15 protein-coding genes and 2 pseudogenes are annotated in these 17,526 nt (G+C 56.1%); all 17 read right to left on the bottom strand.

Annotated features, from left to right (window positions below; translation table 11 throughout):
• On the bottom strand, nucleotides 1-1,584 hold the full coding sequence (locus tag THALAR_RS12340; RefSeq protein ID WP_021101905.1) for an ABC transporter substrate-binding protein: 1,584 nt from the start codon (nucleotides 1,582-1,584) through the stop codon (nucleotides 1-3).
• 13 nt (nucleotides 1,585-1,597) lie between these two features.
• Nucleotides 1,598-2,677 carry a CocE/NonD family hydrolase C-terminal non-catalytic domain-containing protein gene (locus THALAR_RS12335; protein WP_021101904.1) on the bottom strand — a complete coding sequence of 360 codons (1,080 nt, stop codon included), beginning with the start codon at nucleotides 2,675-2,677 and terminating at the stop codon, nucleotides 1,598-1,600.
• A gap of 181 nt (nucleotides 2,678-2,858) precedes the next feature.
• Complete coding sequence (locus THALAR_RS19035; protein ID WP_083483475.1) at nucleotides 2,859-3,281, bottom strand: type II toxin-antitoxin system PemK/MazF family toxin; 423 nt, start codon at nucleotides 3,279-3,281, stop codon at nucleotides 2,859-2,861.
• 39 nt (nucleotides 3,282-3,320) lie between these two features.
• A complete protein-coding gene (locus tag THALAR_RS12330; protein WP_051153753.1) occupies nucleotides 3,321-4,340 on the bottom strand; it encodes a P63C domain-containing protein in 1,020 nt (339 codons plus the stop codon).
• Nucleotides 4,333-5,259, bottom strand: a complete 927-nt coding sequence (locus tag THALAR_RS12325) for an IS1595 family transposase (protein WP_040818663.1) — start codon at nucleotides 5,257-5,259, stop codon at nucleotides 4,333-4,335. The genes THALAR_RS12330 and THALAR_RS12325 overlap by 8 nt, the downstream gene beginning before the upstream one ends.
• 65 nt (nucleotides 5,260-5,324) lie before the next feature.
• A complete protein-coding gene (locus THALAR_RS12320; RefSeq protein WP_021101900.1) occupies nucleotides 5,325-6,248 on the bottom strand; it encodes a CocE/NonD family hydrolase in 924 nt (307 codons plus the stop codon).
• Nucleotides 6,249-6,346: 98 nt separating this feature from the next.
• Nucleotides 6,347-7,270 (bottom strand): alpha/beta hydrolase, encoded by a 924-nt coding sequence (locus THALAR_RS12315; RefSeq protein WP_021101899.1) that lies wholly within the window; start codon nucleotides 7,268-7,270, stop codon nucleotides 6,347-6,349.
• 319 nt (nucleotides 7,271-7,589) lie between these two features.
• A pseudogene (locus THALAR_RS12310) lies at nucleotides 7,590-8,089 on the bottom strand (class II aldolase/adducin family protein); the annotation flags it as partial.
• 4 nt (nucleotides 8,090-8,093) lie between these two features.
• Nucleotides 8,094-9,329 (bottom strand): 3-oxo-tetronate kinase, encoded by a 1,236-nt coding sequence (otnK, locus tag THALAR_RS12305; protein ID WP_021101895.1) that lies wholly within the window; start codon nucleotides 9,327-9,329, stop codon nucleotides 8,094-8,096.
• Nucleotides 9,329-10,216 carry an L-threonate dehydrogenase gene (ltnD, locus tag THALAR_RS12300; protein ID WP_021101894.1) on the bottom strand — a complete coding sequence of 296 codons (888 nt, stop codon included), beginning with the start codon at nucleotides 10,214-10,216 and terminating at the stop codon, nucleotides 9,329-9,331. The genes otnK and ltnD overlap by 1 nt, the downstream gene beginning before the upstream one ends.
• A gap of 3 nt (nucleotides 10,217-10,219) precedes the next feature.
• Nucleotides 10,220-11,500, bottom strand: a complete 1,281-nt coding sequence (locus THALAR_RS12295) for a TRAP transporter large permease (RefSeq protein ID WP_021101893.1) — start codon at nucleotides 11,498-11,500, stop codon at nucleotides 10,220-10,222.
• Complete coding sequence (locus tag THALAR_RS12290) at nucleotides 11,497-12,003, bottom strand: TRAP transporter small permease (protein ID WP_021101892.1); 507 nt, start codon at nucleotides 12,001-12,003, stop codon at nucleotides 11,497-11,499. Before THALAR_RS12290 ends, THALAR_RS12295 begins: the two co-directional genes overlap by 4 nt.
• Before the next feature lie 71 nt (nucleotides 12,004-12,074).
• Complete coding sequence (locus THALAR_RS12285; protein WP_021101891.1) at nucleotides 12,075-13,046, bottom strand: TRAP transporter substrate-binding protein; 972 nt, start codon at nucleotides 13,044-13,046, stop codon at nucleotides 12,075-12,077.
• A 65-nt stretch (nucleotides 13,047-13,111) separates the two neighbouring features.
• Nucleotides 13,112-14,104: a D-erythronate dehydrogenase gene (denD, locus tag THALAR_RS12280; RefSeq protein ID WP_021101890.1), complete on the bottom strand. Its 993-nt coding sequence runs from the start codon at nucleotides 14,102-14,104 to the stop codon at nucleotides 13,112-13,114.
• A complete protein-coding gene (locus THALAR_RS12275) occupies nucleotides 14,101-14,853 on the bottom strand; it encodes a FadR/GntR family transcriptional regulator (protein ID WP_021101889.1) in 753 nt (250 codons plus the stop codon). Before THALAR_RS12275 ends, denD begins: the two co-directional genes overlap by 4 nt.
• Nucleotides 14,854-15,461: 608 nt before the next feature.
• Nucleotides 15,462-15,689: pseudogene (locus THALAR_RS18870) on the bottom strand (IS66 family transposase); the annotation flags it as partial.
• 393 nt (nucleotides 15,690-16,082) lie between these two features.
• Nucleotides 16,083-17,486, bottom strand: a complete 1,404-nt coding sequence (locus tag THALAR_RS12270) for a tripartite tricarboxylate transporter permease (protein WP_051153752.1) — start codon at nucleotides 17,484-17,486, stop codon at nucleotides 16,083-16,085.
• Nucleotides 17,487-17,526 lie beyond the last annotated feature (40 nt).

The following is a 17,526-nucleotide window of genomic DNA, read 5'->3' as shown; positions in this document are numbered from 1 at the left end:
TCAGCCTGTTACCCACATTTTCATCGGGGCGTAGAAGTTCATCAGGCCAAAGCCCTTGCTTGGTCCCCAACCAGCAACTTTATCAGAGGTTGCGTCAATAAAGTTGTTGAACATTGGGGCGATCAGACCGCCTTCGTCGCGGACCAATGTGCCCATGTCAGCGTACATCTGGGTGCGTTTTGCAACGTCCAACTCTCCACGTGCTGCAACCAAGAGCTGGTCGAACTGTGGATTGAAGAAGCGTGTGTCGTTCCAGTCCGCACTCGATAGGTAGGCCGTCGAATACATCGCATCCTGAGTAGCACGTCCGCTCCAATAGCTGGTGCTGAACGGCTGCTTGTTCCACACTTCGGACCAATACCCGTCGCTAGGCTCACGCTTGATATCGAGCGATATACCAGCCGCTTTGGCGCTTTGCTGGAATAGCTGTGATGCGTCCGGGGCACCCGGGAACGAGTTGTCGGAGGTCCGCAGCAGAATGCTTCCGTCATGTCCCGACGCCTTGAAGTGGAAGGCGGCCTTATCCGGATCATATGTGCGCTGTTCTGCCTCTGTGTAGAGCGGATAGGAGGAGTTGACGGGCATGTCGTTGCCAATTGATCCGTTGCCAAACAAGATCTTATCAACCATTTCCTCTCGGTTGATCGCGTGTTTTAGCGCCAGTCGCAGGTCATTGTTGTCAAAAGGCGCCGTATTGCAGTGCATGATAAACACGTAGTGACCAGCACTCGGGACGGAGTGGATTTCAACCCCGGGCATCCGACCGACAAGCGACGCGACTTTTGGAGGCACGCGCGTACACATGTGAACCTGACCCGATTGCAGTGCAGCAACACGAGCGGTATCGTCATTGATCACCGTCACTTCGATGGTTGATGCGTGGCCCAGGTCCGGGTTCCAGTAATTCGGATTTTTCTCGGCCACAAAGCGGACGCCCAATTCAGCGCTTTCGATGGTGTAGGGGCCGGTGCCGATCATCGCCGAGGGGTCATCCTTGCCGCCATTTGGCTGGATCATCAGGTGATAATCGCTCAGCAGGAAAGGCAGGTCGGCGTTCGGACCGGTGAGTTCGACGATAAACGCATTGCCTTCAGTGCGCATGGATTTGATACCACTCAGGATGCCCAGGGCACCCGATTTTGACTCTTCGCCTGCGTGGCGTTCAAGCGTCGCCAAGACGTCTTCGGCTGTGAGCGCCTTACCGTTCGAGAACGTCACGCCGTCGCGAATTTTGAATGTCCATGTCACCGCGTCATGCGAAGCTTCAACCTCAGACGCCAAGCGCATTTCCAAGCCGCCGTCCGCGTCCAACTCTACCAACGGTTCGCCCCAGAGGCGATTGACCATGGTGCCGGTTGAGTTTGTGACCAATGCAGGATCAAGACTGTCTGTTGAAGACCCGCCCTCGACGGCAACTTTCAAAGTACCGCCCTTGATTGCGCCTTGAGCCATAACAGCGCTTGATAGAAGTGTACTTGCGCCAACTGCGGACAGACCTAAAGCGCCAGCGCGGCCCAAAAAGCTGCGGCGATCAAGGCGCTGACGTGCCACTTGTTGACTGAGATATTTCAGCTCGTCGTTCATTTGTTTTTCTCCCTCAAGTTTGGTTGGTCGGTTCGCCTTTGAGCGTTAGATCGCGCCTAAAGCTATCTTGATATTGTCGTTCGAACACACAGGTCTCGGCATCATGTGCCCGAATATTCAAACTAACGAAATATGTGTCACTGTCACTGTGCATCTGGGTAACAATCTCTGTCGATGCAAAAAAGTCGCCGCGCGCCACTGACCGGTTCCAGACGATGTGGGCGCTGGCTTTGCTAATGTCGGATTGATTTATTGACCAGGTTTCACGAATTTCACTGGAGGTACGCAAGCTGTGGTCGGGGTGCTCTACTTCGCCATGGTCCGCATGGATAACCAGTTTTAGCTGACCGTCTTCGATAAGTGTACGTTTGTCTTCCAGTCCGGAACGCGTGACGGTGGTGATCGGGTCGTCGCTTTGGGTCAACGGCGGGCAAGGCCATTCCAATCCGCCGGTGTCATGAAACACTGGTAACTCCAGCGTTCCTTGCGAGATTTTCAGCGTTGTTTCTCCACGTTCTGGCCAGATAAACGGCCAGTAGGACGGCGAAATGGACAACCGCAGGCGGTGTCCTTTCGGTACAACATACGCCGCCTGATCCAGATCAAGCGTGATCGCGTAGTCCTGATCCGGGACCAGCGCCTTGGGTGTCTCGAACCCCTCGCGGAACTGGAGGTTAAGAAGGCCAATGGAGATTAGCGTCGACGCCCCGTCTGGCGCGACATCACATAAACGAGCGGCCAATTGTGCGTAGGGTGTCCGCGACGAGACCGTCAGTTTGATGCGGGGTGCACCAATCAGCGGTGTTGCTTCGCTCAGGGCTTGCGTATCGAAACACGCTGACAGGGCGTCATCTGCGCGTTGGTCATCCGGCAACTCGCCCGGGCCAAAGCCGAAAGGGAAGTATTCGCCAAACCCTTGCCCGCAGCTCACGTTCGATTTTACTGCGACAGGGCTTGCCATCACATCCTGCCCAAGCGTGCCGTTGCCAAGGGGCAGGGATTGGCTCTGAATTTCGGGCGCCGGCCATTTTGGCAATCCGACCCATCGGCCCGGCCTTGTGACGTAGCTGGTCTTTGGCGGCACCCCATCCATCAAATGGGGCCTATATACCTAACTAGCCGACCAGAAAAAGCAAAAGCCCCAAAGGCTTGCGCCGATGGGGCCTCACAGCACTGACCTGAAACTTGCTTTCGCTTCGTCGGCCAGTGGCCCTTGGTAGGGTCTTAATGCGGATGCCGAAGCAGTGCCGCCACACGTTATATATAGGAACTCACTATGGTTGTGTCAAAGCGGGAAGTCCAAGACTGGCTAACACTCCGTTACTAATATGCCGTAAATGTATGCTGGATAAGGTGTTTAGTTGATATTGTCGCACCCCTTGCGCGTTTTTGCCTAAACGCAACAAATCAAGCCTATGAAAGCCTACCGCGCACACCATATCACACTTGGCCCAACGCATCCCGTTGCCCCAGTTCGGGGGCATCTGAAAGGGTATCTCGAATTGATAGTGATAGGGTTGCACGGCTTCTGGGTCCGAGCGACTAAGGGGAACAACTGTGCAAAGGCCGAACCTCGCCTCAATGGGCGGGGATATCACAACACATAACCTGCGCTTCACCATTTCGGGAACTTTGAAGCCTTGGTCGAAGTTCGCACAAACAATGGCCCCGCGTGGGGGGTGGTACTCAATAGCCAATTTTCTGCTCGTTTCTTTTTACGACATGACTGGCGCCTACTACTCGCCAAGGTCCAATTCATATTGATCGCCGTATGCACGCTTAAAGAGACTCATAAACGCTTTAGGGTTGTTCGATGGGGAGGCACGAAGAAGCGCCATGACGCCCGCCATTTGGGTTTTGAAATGGCTGACGCCAACCTCCGGTGTCAGACTCTGAAAATGTTTACGCTTCCGTTGATACTTTTCGTTCGTCGGGTTGACTTCATCTAGCTCTGGCAAAACAGGTTCTGGCAATTGCTCATATATGAGCTTTCGCAATAGTTTACCCGCGTATCGCGGTCCCCTATTGTCTGCCCGTCTTTCCCATCCGTAGACGCGATATAATTCATCTGTGAACTCTTTGGGAACACTAGAAAGATACGGCTGGTGTTCTGGAAGAATGTAAGCGCTAAGAACCTTTTGCAGTTCGTCTTTTCGTCTAATTTCTTGATATCCGGTGGCTTCATCCACCAATGCCATAATGGCGATTTCATCAAAGCCTTTTAGAAGTGATATCGCTTGAAGGGCGATATGCTCTTGCTGGGGCTTTAAGGCGCCAGCCTCATAAGCTTTTTCCCAGACCCGTAACACCCTAGGGAATGCCGTAGCCAGCAACCCATTTGCCTTGGCGCCTGACTTTTTAGTGCGGTACGGAACGGGATTAGAAAGAATGTAGATTAGGTCCTGCGGGATGAATGGCCGAAGATTTGCCGCTGAGATATAAGGAGGCAAGGCTATGGCGCCTTCCTCTTTCATCCTAAGCCAATGTGACCCGCCACGCTTGCCACCCATTGATTTGGTTACGCTTCGGTCAGAAAGAAGTCTGGTTTCATCTGCAAGTACTGCACAGTCTATTTCCACATCACCAATAGACAGCGGTCCTGAGGCTATCGCTACAGGGATTTCATCTGGCTTTTCAAATCCTGGCATGGCCGTAGTCTGCAAAGGCGCCGAAGGCGCTTCACTAGCCAGAATAGAATCGACAACATCATCAAAATTAGCCTCAATCGGCTCAATAATATCGGGCTTTTTAGCCATTAGTCAGGTCCTTGTAGGTCAGACGCTTATCAACCATGCGGTCAATCGTCATGTTGATGAAGTTAATTGTGCCAACTTTTGAAGTGTTATGGCGGAATGAAAATTCGTTTACATAGCGGTGCAAGTGATCTTCGCTCATGTAGTGGTAAACGCCGATGTAGCCACGCTTAAGCAGGGACCAGAAGCTTTCAATGCCGTTGGTATGGGCCATGTCGCGGACATACTCGCCAACGGAGTGACGGACAGTCTTGTGGGTGTAACCCAGTGCGCTAAGGCCGTTGTAGGCGCGAAACTCGTCCGTAACCACTGCGCCGCCCTCTGGGGCGTTGTCTTGCACAAAACCAACCAGAGTGGCCGCATTGGTACGCTTGATAGGTGTGGCGCGCACTACGCCATTCTCGTCGCGCATACCGACTACAGCAGTCTTGCCGACAGCACCGCGACCCGCGTGAAGCTTCTTATCCGCGTGCTTGTTCTTTTCCTTGCCGCCAACATATGTTTCATCGACTTGAACTTGACCGTCCATCTTGTCCTTGTCGTTATTTCCGCCCATCCATGTTTCACGGATGCGTTGCGCAAGAAACCATGCGGTTTTCTGTGTGACGCCCAATTCGCGGGCCATCTGAGTGCTGGGGATGCCCTTACGTGCGCTTGTGAGCATGTAGATGGCAAGAAGCCACTTAATCAGCGGCAAGCGGCTCTCGGCCAGCACTGTGCCTGTGCGAACGCTGAAATGCTTGCGGCAATCTTTGCAGCGATAGGCCATTGGTTTGTGATCTTTACACTCAGTAACCGAAACGGAACCGCAGTGACCGCAAACAGGCTCGTCATTCCAACGGCGTTTCTCGAAAAACTGACGCGCCGCTTCTTCATTTGGGAATTTCTGGAAAAACTCGAATGTGCTAAGTGTATCAGTCATGGGCCTAATCTCTCTTGTTGAGATTAAGTTAGCCAAAATACGGTATGTCGTCAAGCAAATTTTGGCTAGTTAAGTATATAGCCCCCCATCAAATAGACACGGTAATCAGGGTCATCATCGACGCTATTCGGAGCATCCTTTAACCAACGATCCCACCACCGCAGCGCTTCGGATACGAAATCCATGCGTGGCTCTGGCGTGGCAAGATGCGGGTATTTATGGTTCCAAGGACCCATGATCGCTTTGACGGGGCCACTGGTACCGCCCTTAAGCAACTTTGCGGCCGTATTGCGGTAGCCGTCATGCCAGCCGCCGATGACCAGCACGGCAGCTTCGATCTGTGAGAAGTCTTCGCTAACCGAGCCATGTTTCCAGTAGCTGTCCTTGCTGGAATGCTGCTGCCATTTGTTGATCAGGGGCGGGGTGTTTTCCAATCGCTCAAGCCAAATGTCGCGCCAGTCATCCCCGACCAGCAACGGGTCTGGCGGCATGGAAAACCAAGAGGTTGCTGTCGCGGCCCAGCCGATGTTTTCCATCAGCTGACAACCACCTTTGTAGTGGATGTCGTCAGCAAACCGGTCAACCGAAGAACATAGGCTAATGACGGCCTTTAACGCGGGGGGTCTGCGAGCGGCAGTCTGTAGGCCGTTAAATCCGCCCCATGAAATTCCCATGATCCCGACCGCGCCTGAACACCACGGCTGTTGGGAAATCCAACCGATGACGTCTTCGATATCGCTTAATTCTTGTTCAGAGTATTCGTCTTCAAACAAGCCTTCAGATTCACCGCAGCCACGCAGATCAACCCGCAAACAAACATAGCCATGCTGTGAGAACTTCGCGTGGGTCGTGGCATCTCGGGCATTGGTGCCATCGCGTTTGCGGTAAGGCAGTATTTCAAGAATGGCCGGTAAAGGCGTTGTTTTGGCGTCCTCCGGCATCCAGACGCGCGCCGATAGGGTAATCCCATCACGCACGACGATCCGCATGTCGTCATGTACCGTTAGATTTGGTTGTTGTGTGATTGGTATCTCCCCCCTGAAATTAGCTTCGCACACCGCGCTTGCTCTGAATAGACCATTCCGTGTCAGTCGAAAGGCCAGCGGGCTTGGCCCAAATCGGTCAAGGTTGATGTGATGCGCTCAAAACTGGTTTTGGCACGCTGAACTGTCGTCCGCGCCCGTAAATATCCGTGGACAAGGCCCGGCTCGTTGATCCACACCGCCCGCCCATTGGCAGCTTGGATAGCGTCGCGGTAGACGCGCCCGTCGTCGGAGAGTGGGTCACATTCCGCAGACACAATCACAGTCGGAGGCAGCCCGGAGAAATCGGTATCGAGAAGTGGCGCAAAGGTTGGGTCATCGCTTGGCTCGACACCATTCAAGCGCATCTGTGAATAGAACAAAACGTCGTCGCGCGATAACAACGGGGCTTCGGCGTGTGTCAGATAACTGCCGCGTTCCGTATTCCCGCCAAGCCCGGGGTAGATCAAAACCTGCCCCAGAATCCGGTCTGTCGTACCGCGCATCGCATGGGCAACGCAGGCGGCAAGGTTGCCCCCGGCACTATCACCGCACAGCAAGATTGGCCCCTTATATGTGGCAAGCACGTGCTCAGTTGTCGTTTTCGCGTCGTCGAACATTGCCGGATGCTTGAACTCCGGTGCCAAACGATAGTCACACGAGACGACTTTAAAACCAGTTCGATCACATATTTCAGCACAAACATCGTCGTGGCTATCAAGCCCACCTACAACAAAGCCGCCACCATGGAAGTAGACCACTGTCGTCTCAGTTGCAGCTTTGCTGTAAATGCGAACGGGGACACCGCCAATGAGAGTGTCTGTCGCCGCGACGCCTGCCGGATAACCCTGAAAGAAGGCGCGACACATTTTTTTGTAGACGCGCCTCTGCTCGGCAACAGTAAACCCGATTGTGTCGACAGGATAGAAACGCTCGGTCGCTCTAATAAACGCCCAAGTCTCAGTATCAATCAGGTCGTCATAGTTCATAACACTCTCCAAGTTGAGTAATATTGATTTGTGCAAAAGAATCTACTCTTACCCGCCGCCACTGGACTTGCTGATCGGCTGAATTGGTTTTTTTGTTATTTCGTCGTAAACGAAATCGCTGCCCTGTTCTTATGGTGCCGATGACGGCGCAATACGCGATTTTTCTTTACAGGAGCATCAATTTTTCGGACGGGCTCGGTTCGCGCGGTGACAGCTATGTGTCCATTTCGGCTGAAGCGAAAAGCAGTCGAGCGGTAACTTAACTGGACGATGTGGAAATCTGGTGCAATGGGATTTCTCAGGAAAATTATTAACTTCTTCAATCATCCCATTCTACATCGAACTTGGTCACAAGCGCCTGCACCTGATCCTCCGTCAGCCCGCGTGCGTTCATGCCGCGCAGCATCATTGCCAGCCTTGCCGTATCCTCAAGCTCTTCCGCCGCATTGCAGGCCGCTTCCACATCCTTTCCGGCAACAACCGGCCCGTGATTGGCCAGCATGACCGCGCTGCGTTTGCCGACGAGCCCGCGCACCGCGTCCCCCATCGCGGGGTCACCCGGCAGAAAGAACTGCAAGAGCTTGATGCGACCCAGCTTCATAGTCCGGTAGGGCGTCAGCGGGGTAGGAAATTGTCGGGGTCCGTTTCGGGCAACATCGACAGGGCAACCGAATGACAACTGTGCAAATGCACAACGGCACCGGCGGTGCTGCGCGTGTCATAAAAGGCCTGATGCTGTGGCATTTCATTGGTTGGCGGGTCGCCGCCAATCAGCGTGCCGGTCGCGTCAAGGTGGGACAGACGCGCAGGGCAGTATCGCGCATCAGTTCCCACCAAGCATGTTTGCGGCTTTCTCGAAATAGTCCTCGCTGCCGAAATTGCCGGATTTTAGCGCTATGACAAGCGTATCGCTGGCACGCAATGCGGGCACGCCGGGGTCAATCTCGGGGCCGATCTCCAGTGTGCGAATGTTGAGCGCTTCGACCACAGCGCCGGAGGTTTCCCCTCCCGCGGTCAGGATGCGTGACACACCATGCTCGGTCAGACAAACCGCCGTTTTTCCAAAGAAATCTTCAAGCGCATGGGCAGCGGTATCTGCTCCGAACCGCGCTTGAATTGCCGCAACTTCATCGGGATCAGCAGAGCTGTAGGCGAGAGGTAGGCCATCGGTTTCAGCTAGCCATTTTGCCACCACTTCGGGCGTTTGCGAACCACTGATCACCTCGGCAGGATCAATTTTGAGGCTGGGATGACGCGCCACATGATACGCGATCTGGCCGCGTGTCGCGGTTGAACACGAACCAGACAGAATCGCCGCTTTGCCGCTTTGTGCCTGCCAAGGCACTTGCGCAGGCGAGATGCCGAAATTCGCAGGTAGACCCAGCGCCACGCCAGAGCCCCCGGTGATCAACGGCAAACCTTTGGCCGCCGCGCCGATCTGCATCAAGTCGCTGTCGCGCAGGGCGTCGACAATGATCATGCGGTGACCTGCGGCATGCTCGGCATCGAGCCTGGCTGAAATCGCTTCGGCCCCGTCAAACACAGCTTCCGCAGGGACATGCCCGACTGAATGGACGCTTTGCGCAGCCATCAGGCGGCGCAGGTTTGCGTCTTTCATCGGGGTCAGCGGATGGTTTTCCATCCCGCTTTCGTTCAGCAACGCATCTTTGACAAACAGATAGCCTTGGTAGACAGAGCGTCCTGCCCCCGGAAAGGCGGGGCAGACAATGACCTTGTGAGCATCCAGCGCATCCGCAAGCGCATCTGCGACAGGTCCGATATTGCCCTGCGCCGTACTGTCGAAGGTAGAACAGTATTTGAAGAATATCTGCTCGCATCCTTGGGCCTGAAGCCATTTTAACGCATCAAGAGACTGGCGCACCGCATCGGCAGGCGCAATTGAACGGGATTTGAGCGCGACAACACCCGCCTGCACGTCAGCATCCGCCGCCCCTGTCGGCACGCCGCTGTATTGCACGGTGCGCATCCCTGCCTTGGCAAGTGTATTGGCCAGATCACTTGATCCTGTGAAATCGTCCCCGATACAGCCCAGCAACATCAGCTATCTCCCGGTAAGGTCACGCCACCCTGACGTGCGAAGTATTTTGCGATTGCGGCATCATCCTCTTGTCCCAGGCCCGCTTCCGATGCGGCGCGGAATTGGGCCAGGGCATTGGCACAGACCGGCACGGGCAATCCAGAGGACGCCGCGATATCCCCAACGATCCCCAGATCTTTCAGCCATATGTCCACTTTCGAGCGCGGCGTATAATCACCCTCGACCACATGGGGGGCGCGGTTTTCAAACATCCATGATGTGCCTGCCGAAACGGACACAACGTCAACCATCTGCGCGAGGTCCAAACCCTGCGATGCGCCAAAAGCCAGCGCTTCGCCCATGGCGGCGATGTGAACGCCCGCCAAAAGCTGGTTCACTGCTTTCATCGCAGACCCGGGTCCGGCGTGGTCGCCCAAGCGGTGAACAGTCTCGGCCATTGCCTCCAGCAACGGGTCGGCAGTGGCCATTGCCGCAGGCTTGCCTGACGCCATGATTGACAAGCGTCCCTCGGCGGCCTTGACCGCACCGCCGGAGATTGGGGCATCGAGATACAAGACCTCTTGTGTCGTGGCTTTTGCCTCCATCTCAACCGCAAATTCCGGAGACACGGTCGCGCATGAGATAATCACGCCCCCCTTGCGCAAGCGCCCGACACGCCCTTGATCGCCGAAGAGGACCGCGCGCGTCTGATCCGCGTTCAGGACCGCGCTGACGATCGCATCGGCCTTTGGCGCGGAATCATCCCCGGACACGGCGCCACCCTGTGCGCAGAACAGATCGACCCGCGCCGTGTCGGGGTCAAATCCACGCACTTCGTGGCCCGCGCGCACAAGGCTGGTCGCCATGCCAAGACCCATTGAACCGAGGCCTACAAAATCAATCAACATCACTTATTCTCCAAAAACCCATTCCACCGGCCAAAGCGTGATCGCAGGGACATAGGTGATGACCATCAGTGCCGCGAAAACCGTCAGAACAAACCAGATGAGCTGTGGAATGATCTTTTCCACGCGCAGATTTGCCACAGTACACGCCGCAAACAGGTTTACTCCAAGAGGGGGCGTGATCATCCCCAATGCCAGATTGACCACAATAATGAGGCCGAAATGGACCGGATCAACGCCATAGCTCAGGGCGATGGGCGTCAGGATTGGTGCCAGCACAAGGATCGCGGCCGAGGTTTCGATGAACATGCCCACGATGAGCAGCAAGACATTCACCGCCAGCAGAAAGGCAATCCGGCTTTCGAAGGTTTCCTTGAACCATGCGGCAATCTCGTTCGGGAGGCCCGAGCGGGTGATCAGGAACGAGAACAGCGCCGCTGCAGAGATGATGATCATGATCGCAGAGGTCGAGACCACTGTTTTTGTCAGGATATCGGGCAGATCGCGGAACTTCAGCTCGCGATAAAGGCCCATACCGACAATCAGCGCAGCGGCAACAGCGGCAGCACTGGCTTCGGTCGGGGTGAAGATACCGGAATAGATGCCGCCCAGGATGACAACAGGGACCATCAGAGCAGGCAAGGCCGCCCAAAGCGCCGCACCGGGGGCGGCGCGATCCATGCCGTCGTCCTTACCGATCCCGCGCATGTGGCAGATCACCAGCACCAGGGCGATAAGCGACCCTGCGACCACCAGACCGGGCCCAAGCCCCGCGACGAACAGCTTGCCGATCGAGGTGTCGGTGGACACGCCGTAGAGGATCAGCGGAATGGACGGCGGGATCAGGACACCAAGCTCTGCCGAGGATGCCTGAATCGAGGCCGCAAGCGGCTTGGGGTAATTGTGCTTTACCATCGCGGGAATAAGGATCGCGCCAATCGCAAATGTCGTGGCGACGGAAGAGCCGGAAACAGAAGCAAACAGCATACATGTCAGCACACAGGTGCAGGCAAGCCCCCCCTGTATCCCGCCCACAAGCGATTTGGCCAGATCAACCAGGCGTTGGGAGATGCCACCCGCCGACATGAGATTGCCAGCAAGGATAAAGAGCGGAATCGCCATCAGCGGGAAGCTGTCGATGCCCGCGAACATGCGCTGTGCCACCAGCAAGAGGGGCAGACGCCCGTTTGCTTCGATGCCGATGACCGATGCCAGCCCGATTGCGACCGCAATCGGGACGCCAAGGACAAAGAGAATACCGAGAGAGAGAGCTAGTGCGCTGTTCATTGTGCATCATCCGCATTGCGTCCGGTCAACCATGCACCTTGGATGCCCCGCACCATGCCAGCGGCGATTGCCATCAGAATAAACGCGGACCCCACAGGCAATGCGGCATAGACCCATGCAATGGAAACTTCGAGTGCTGACAGGTTTTGCGGTATCACACGCAGGGTCATCAGATATCCCTGCCACATCAGTACCGTGAAAAAGATCAAAGAGCCGGTACTGGCCAGGATGTATACCCAAAGGCCAATGCGCGGCGGCAAAGCGTTCTGGACAACATCAACCGAGATCATGGCCCCGTGTTTGAAAGCGACAGCCACCCCCAGAAATACAGACCAGATCATGGCGGAACGTGTGATCACCTCTGACCAGGTCGAAGGTGCGCCGAAGGCAAAGCGGGTGATCACCTGATACAACGCAAGGCTCGCCGCGATGATCAGAAACGCGATGGACAGCAGTCGTGCAACCTCCGTCGTGAAGTCTTCGAGACGCAGTAAATGGCGCATGGCAGTGCCTCATCGTGAGTGAGAAATTGAAAGCGGCAGGCGCGGGATGTTCCGCACCTGCCATTGTCGGATTATTCGACGGCCTGAATACGCTCGACCAGTTCTGTGCCGTATTGGTCGGTGTATACCGCATAGGCGGGCTGGGCCAATTTTGCGAACGGTGCCTTGTCGATGTCGGTGATCACTTCCATGCCGTTTTCGCGCAGCAGGGCAACGCCTGCTTCTTCCAGGCGGTTCACTTCGGCGCGTGTCGCTGCGGCAGACGCTTTTGCGGCTTCGGCAAACCAGCCTTTCTGCTCATCGGTCAGACCGTCGATCAGGATCGGCGATGCCAGCACAACGGCGGGCGAATAGACGTGGCCGGTGAGCGACACAAAACCCTGTACTTCCCAGAATTTGGACGCCGTGATCACAGTGACGGGGTTCTCCTGACCGTCAACAACACCTTGCTGCAAGGCTGTGAACAGCTCGGGAAATGCCATCGGGGTAGGGGATGCGCCCATTTCGGAGAACGCCTCCATGTGAACCTTGTTCTCCATGGTGCGCAGTTTCAGACCATCCAGGTCGGCAGGCGTTTTGACGGCGCGCTGGGAATTGGTCACATGACGGAAGCCGTTTTCAGACCATGCAAGGCCGACCAACTGGTTCTCGCCAATCTTGGCCAGCAGCTCCTGACCGATGTCACCGTCCAGCACCTTGCGGGCATGGGCATAGTCACGAAACAGGAACGGCAGGTCCAGCGCGAAGACTTCGGGCACGAAGTTGCCCAGCGGACCGGTGGACGTGATGACAACATCCATCGAGCCGATTTGCAGACCCTCGATCATGTCACGTTCGCCACCCAGCTGACCCGCGGGTGCTTGTGTGCCGGTAAATTCACCGCCTGACAGCTCTGTCAGTTTGCTGATGAACGCGTCAGCGCCGATGCCATAGTGCGATGTCGGCGACAGAGAATGCCCGATCACGATGGATTGCTCTGCCTGCACAGACGTGACGGCCAGCGAGGCAATCGCGCCTACAACTGCAAAAAAGGTATGTTTCATTCTGATTTCTCCCAAGGTGATGTTTCTGATCGTTCAGGCCAGTCTCTGGCACAGGTGTTTGGTGCCTAAGTCGCGGCACCCGTGAGAGCCGTTCGGCCCATCTCATCCTCCAGATATATCGCGATGATTTCCTGAAAGGATTTTTCTGCACGAAAGCCCATCTTGAGGGCGCGTGCGGTATCAAAATCGCGGGGCCAGCCTGCCACGATACTGGCGACGGCGGGGTCGGGCGCGCGGCGGATCAGGGCGACCGCCTCATCGCCTGCAACGTCGCGCAATGCCTCGATCTGCTCGCCCACTGTGGCCGTCACACCCGGCATTGTCATACAGCGCTGCGCGCCAAGCGGCGCAGTGTCCATTGTTGCGGCATGTTCGATATAGCCGACGGCAGCACGGGGGCTGGCAAACCAGTGGCGGACATCGTCAGCAACAGGCAGAATTGCTTCTTGCCCGTTCAGCGGTTCGCGCAGAATGCCCGAGAAAAAGCTCGACGCCGCTTTGTTGGGTTTGCCGGGCCGGATACAGATTGTCGGAAAGCGGATGCCAACACCGTCCAGAATGCCACGGCGGGAATAATCGTTCAGCAGCATCTCTCCCATAGCCTTTTGCGTGCCATAGCTGGTGAGCGGGGTCAGATGAAAATCGTCGGGGATTTTGGCAGGAAATGGCGCACCAAAGACGGCAAGCGATGACGCATAGATCACGCGCGGGCAATAGCCGTCATGCGCCGCGATCGCTTCGAGCAAGGCCCGCGTGCCGTCCAGATTGACGCGGTAGCCCTTTTCCATATCCGCCTCGGCCTCGCCGGAGACAACGGCCGCAAGGTGTACGATCACATCAGGCTGGTCTGCGACAACTTGCGCAGCCACGCCTGCCTCGGCCAGATCCGCCGCATATGCATCCCGCGTTCCCTTGAAATCAGTCGCAACATCGGGCGTTACCACATCAACCAAGGTCAATGCGTCCACGTTTTGTCCGTTGATCTGGCCTGTGATTGCAATGCGCTCTGCCAGTTTGCGGCCAATCATGCCCGCCGCGCCAAGGATCGTTACTCTCATGCTGTTGCCCTCTTTGATGATGTCGCCAGCAACGCGCGCGTGCTGTCATAAATTCGTCGCTCATGCACGCCAAGCGCCTGCGCCAACGCCTCGGCATCGCCGGCTTCCAGCGCGGACAGGATGACGCGGTGATCTGCGATACTTTGCTCAATCGCGCCGGGCTTGCTGACTGCACGGCGGCGGTGATCCAGTTGGTAGGAATAGAGCGTGGCCGCAAGATCAGACAGAACCGCATTGCCGCAAGACTGATATATGGCAATATGGAACGCGCGGTCGGCGATCAGGAAACTGACAGGATCATCTATCGCCGCTTCCTGTGCTTGAATCAGTTCGCTTAACCGAGTGACAGTTGCGGCATCAACCCGCTCGGCGGCTAGGACAGCAAGGCGCGCCTCAACCATCAGTCGGCCTTCATGAACGTCATCCAGCGCGTAATCGGTGACGCGCCCGTTCGACAATGCCGACATGCCAAGGCCACCAACATCAACCGATGCCACTTTGGTGCGTGCACCTTGCACCACTGTAACGATGCCTTTTTGGGACAGGATCAAAAGCGCACCACGGATGGTTTCACGGCTGACCCCCATCGTAGAGGCCAAGTCACGCTCGCTTGGCAGACTGTCGCCTACATTCAGGACACCGGAGGCAATGAGCGTGGCAAAACGCTCTGCAACTTCGTCCTTGATAGAGCGATGCGCGACTTTCTCCAAAGGCGCGTTATATGCCGTCAAAAACGCCGCGTCGCTCATATCTCCTCCCCAGTAAGATATTATGAACCATCAAAGTGGTCTGCTCTCTGGACCACTAGACCACTAACCACTCAAAAGTCAACTGCGCTCGCAGATCCGAACCGCTGGTGTCGCTGTGGCCAGACAAATGGTGACATCCCCTTTGGTCACATCAACACTCCCTAGGTTACTCGGTAGGTTGGGATTCTCTATCGCAGGCACCGGACTTTCAATCTGCACAGGCACAAAATATATGCCGTCTAGATTGGGCAAAGCCAGCTTGCCGGTCCTGGCCATGCGCCGCCAGTCAGATACATTGCTCGGCTGTAGATCAAAGCGCTTGGCAACCGCATTCACCGTGGCACCCGTCGCAGAAAGGCCGCCGTAGGCTCCATCGCAAAACTGTGACCGCACATTTCGAGACACCGGCCACATTGACACGGTGATAATTGAACATCTTTGGTCCAAGGTCGGGGCGGAGGATAACTCTGGATCGTAGATCACTTTGCCTTCGGCATGAAGCGGTCCCAAGTTTTGGGAAAGTTTTGCAGCGCTTCTAAGGTGTATGGGGTCTAGGTTTCATGCCGCTTTCAGTTGCTCCAAGTCGGCCGGGTATCCGTCGTCCGGCGTTTGCCCGATCGTCCAGATGTATAGGTATAGGCAACGCTGGGTGGCGTCTCGCCATCCCAGGCCCGATCGTCGCGAGCCAGCGCCCAAAATACCCATTCTTCACTTTGTCGCGTCCCTGATCCAACACCGGCGCTGGCGTTTCGTCCATGAAGAGCTTGGAACTGATTTTTGAGGTGTGCCAGCAACGCGTTATGGACGGGCTCTAGCTCATGGGTCGCTTTGCCCAACCGCAGCTTAGGGCAGTTTTGTCCCTGAGAATTCAACGAGTGGTCGCAACACTCTAGTCGTTTTGGAAAGATGGAGAGTTGCGACGACCCGTTGAATCCACACCGCAGCGCTGATCTTTGCCAATCTAAATGCTGCGCTCTCACTATAACGTCTGCTTTTGGGACGCTACATCGTAGCGTCGCGATGCTATAGGAATGGCGGCTTTGGGCTGGAAGCTGACCTGCTCAGTAGGATGCACCCAAGTCCGCTCTGCGGGACTTTCCCGACATTGGGCCCACGTTGATCAGACGGCTGGTATCTGACTAAAGCGGACCTTCGTCGTAACTTTCCGCATTGCGCTCAAGCGTTACAGAAACACCAGTGATGCGGAGCTGGACCGATGTCGCTAGAAATCACTTGGCGAGGCGGGTTCGCAGGACCGGGATCACGATCAGACCTGCCGCGATGACCAGCAGCGCAAGTGTCATGGGGCGTTCCAGGACGAACGAGACGCCTCCGTAAAGCCGCATCGAGCGTGAAAAGTTATCCTCCATCATGCCGCCCAGAATAAAGCCGATCAGGAGCGGTGGAAGCGGATAGTTGGCGAATTTCAATGCGATACCGCAGATGCCGAACCCGACCAAAAACAACAACTCTGTCGCATTGTTCTGGCCAATGTAGGCCCCCATCAGGGTTAAGAAGAGGATGAACGGAATCAGGAAGTTGCGCGGGATCGCCAGAAGCTTGGCGATGTAGGGGATCAGCGGCAAGTTCAGAATCAGCAGCACCAGATTGCCGATGAACATCGACATAATGACGGCCCAGAAGATTTGCGGCTCGTCGATCATCAGGCGCGGGCCGGGTGTCACGTTCAGCGCGATCAATGCGCCCAAAAGAATGGCCGTCGTGCCGGACCCCGGAATACCCAACGTCAGCAAAGGCACGAATGACCCCGTGCAGGCCGCGTAGTTGGCGGTTCCTGGCGCGGCGAGGCCCTTGATCGACCCTTTGCCGAATTTAGCCTGTTCATGCTTTGGCGCGATGTTGCGTTCGACGGCGTAGCCAAGGAAGCTGGCAATCGTCGCACCGGCACCTGGCAGAACGCCGATGAAGAACCCCTGAATGGATTGGCGGCCAATGACGGGCTCAATCGCGCGGGCTTCGGCGCGGGTGATGCGCAGGTCTTTGATTTCGCCCCCGTCATCGCCAAGGTTCTTTGGTTTCAAGACGAGGAAGATCGCTTCGGGTAGGGCAAACATAGCCATGGCCAGCGCGATAAACCCGAAACCAGATTGCAGGTCCATGATGCCAGCCGTGAAGCGTGGCATGTTGAACAATGCACCTTCCCCCACGGTCGCCATGATGAGGCCGAGGACCGTCATCATCAGCGCCTTGGTCACCTGACCTGGGCCTGCGAAGGCGGCGATGGCTGACAGGCCAACAACCATTAGTGCAAAATATTCAGGCGAGTGAAACAACAGGGCAACCGTGGACAGCATTGGCGCGAAGACCATCAATAGGATTGCGCCGATGGTGCCGCCCGCGAAACTCGCGATTGCGGCGATGGTGAGTGCTTTGCCAGCCTTGCCTTGTCGCACCATCGGGTAGCCATCAAAGGACGATGCGACCGTTCCCGCGACACCCGGCGCATTGAGCAGAATGGAGGATGTCGATCCGCCAAAGATCGCACCGTAGTAAACCCCTGCCAACAGGATTAGCGCTGCGGACGGATCGCCCATCGTGATCGCCACTGGGATCATGATTGCGATGATCGACATGGGCCCAAGGCCCGGAAGCATGCCGATGAATGTGCCAATTGTCTGACTTCAGCGCTTATGGGCCAGTTTAGGGCTATTT

This window comes from Litoreibacter arenae DSM 19593, assembly GCF_000442275.2.
GTDB lineage: Bacteria > Pseudomonadota > Alphaproteobacteria > Rhodobacterales > Rhodobacteraceae > Litoreibacter > Litoreibacter arenae.
Note: the sequence above shows the minus strand (reverse complement) of the source record. Positions and strands in the feature narration are given on the sequence as shown.

What these genes read in the sequence shown, in the direction of transcription:
- THALAR_RS12340 (WP_021101905.1), bottom strand. Translation starts at nt 1,584, where the DNA reads ATGAACGACGAGCTGAAATATCTCAGTCAACAAGTGGCACGTCAGCGC.
- THALAR_RS12335 (WP_021101904.1), bottom strand. Translation starts at nt 2,677, where the DNA reads ATGGATGGGGTGCCGCCAAAGACCAGCTACGTCACAAGGCCGGGCCGA.
- THALAR_RS12330 (WP_051153753.1), bottom strand. Translation starts at nt 4,340, where the DNA reads ATGGCTAAAAAGCCCGATATTATTGAGCCGATTGAGGCTAATTTTGAT.
- THALAR_RS12325 (WP_040818663.1), bottom strand. Translation starts at nt 5,259, where the DNA reads ATGACTGATACACTTAGCACATTCGAGTTTTTCCAGAAATTCCCAAAT.
- THALAR_RS12320 (WP_021101900.1), bottom strand. Translation starts at nt 6,248, where the DNA reads ATGCGGATCGTCGTGCGTGATGGGATTACCCTATCGGCGCGCGTCTGG.
- THALAR_RS12315 (WP_021101899.1), bottom strand. Translation starts at nt 7,270, where the DNA reads ATGAACTATGACGACCTGATTGATACTGAGACTTGGGCGTTTATTAGA.
- otnK (WP_021101895.1), bottom strand. Translation starts at nt 9,329, where the DNA reads ATGTTGCTGGGCTGTATCGGGGACGATTTCACAGGATCAAGTGATCTG.
- ltnD (WP_021101894.1), bottom strand. Translation starts at nt 10,216, where the DNA reads ATGTTGATTGATTTTGTAGGCCTCGGTTCAATGGGTCTTGGCATGGCG.
- THALAR_RS12295 (WP_021101893.1), bottom strand. Translation starts at nt 11,500, where the DNA reads ATGAACAGCGCACTAGCTCTCTCTCTCGGTATTCTCTTTGTCCTTGGC.
- THALAR_RS12290 (WP_021101892.1), bottom strand. Translation starts at nt 12,003, where the DNA reads ATGCGCCATTTACTGCGTCTCGAAGACTTCACGACGGAGGTTGCACGA.
- THALAR_RS12285 (WP_021101891.1), bottom strand. Translation starts at nt 13,046, where the DNA reads ATGAAACATACCTTTTTTGCAGTTGTAGGCGCGATTGCCTCGCTGGCC.
- denD (WP_021101890.1), bottom strand. Translation starts at nt 14,104, where the DNA reads ATGAGAGTAACGATCCTTGGCGCGGCGGGCATGATTGGCCGCAAACTG.
- THALAR_RS12275 (WP_021101889.1), bottom strand. Translation starts at nt 14,853, where the DNA reads ATGAGCGACGCGGCGTTTTTGACGGCATATAACGCGCCTTTGGAGAAA.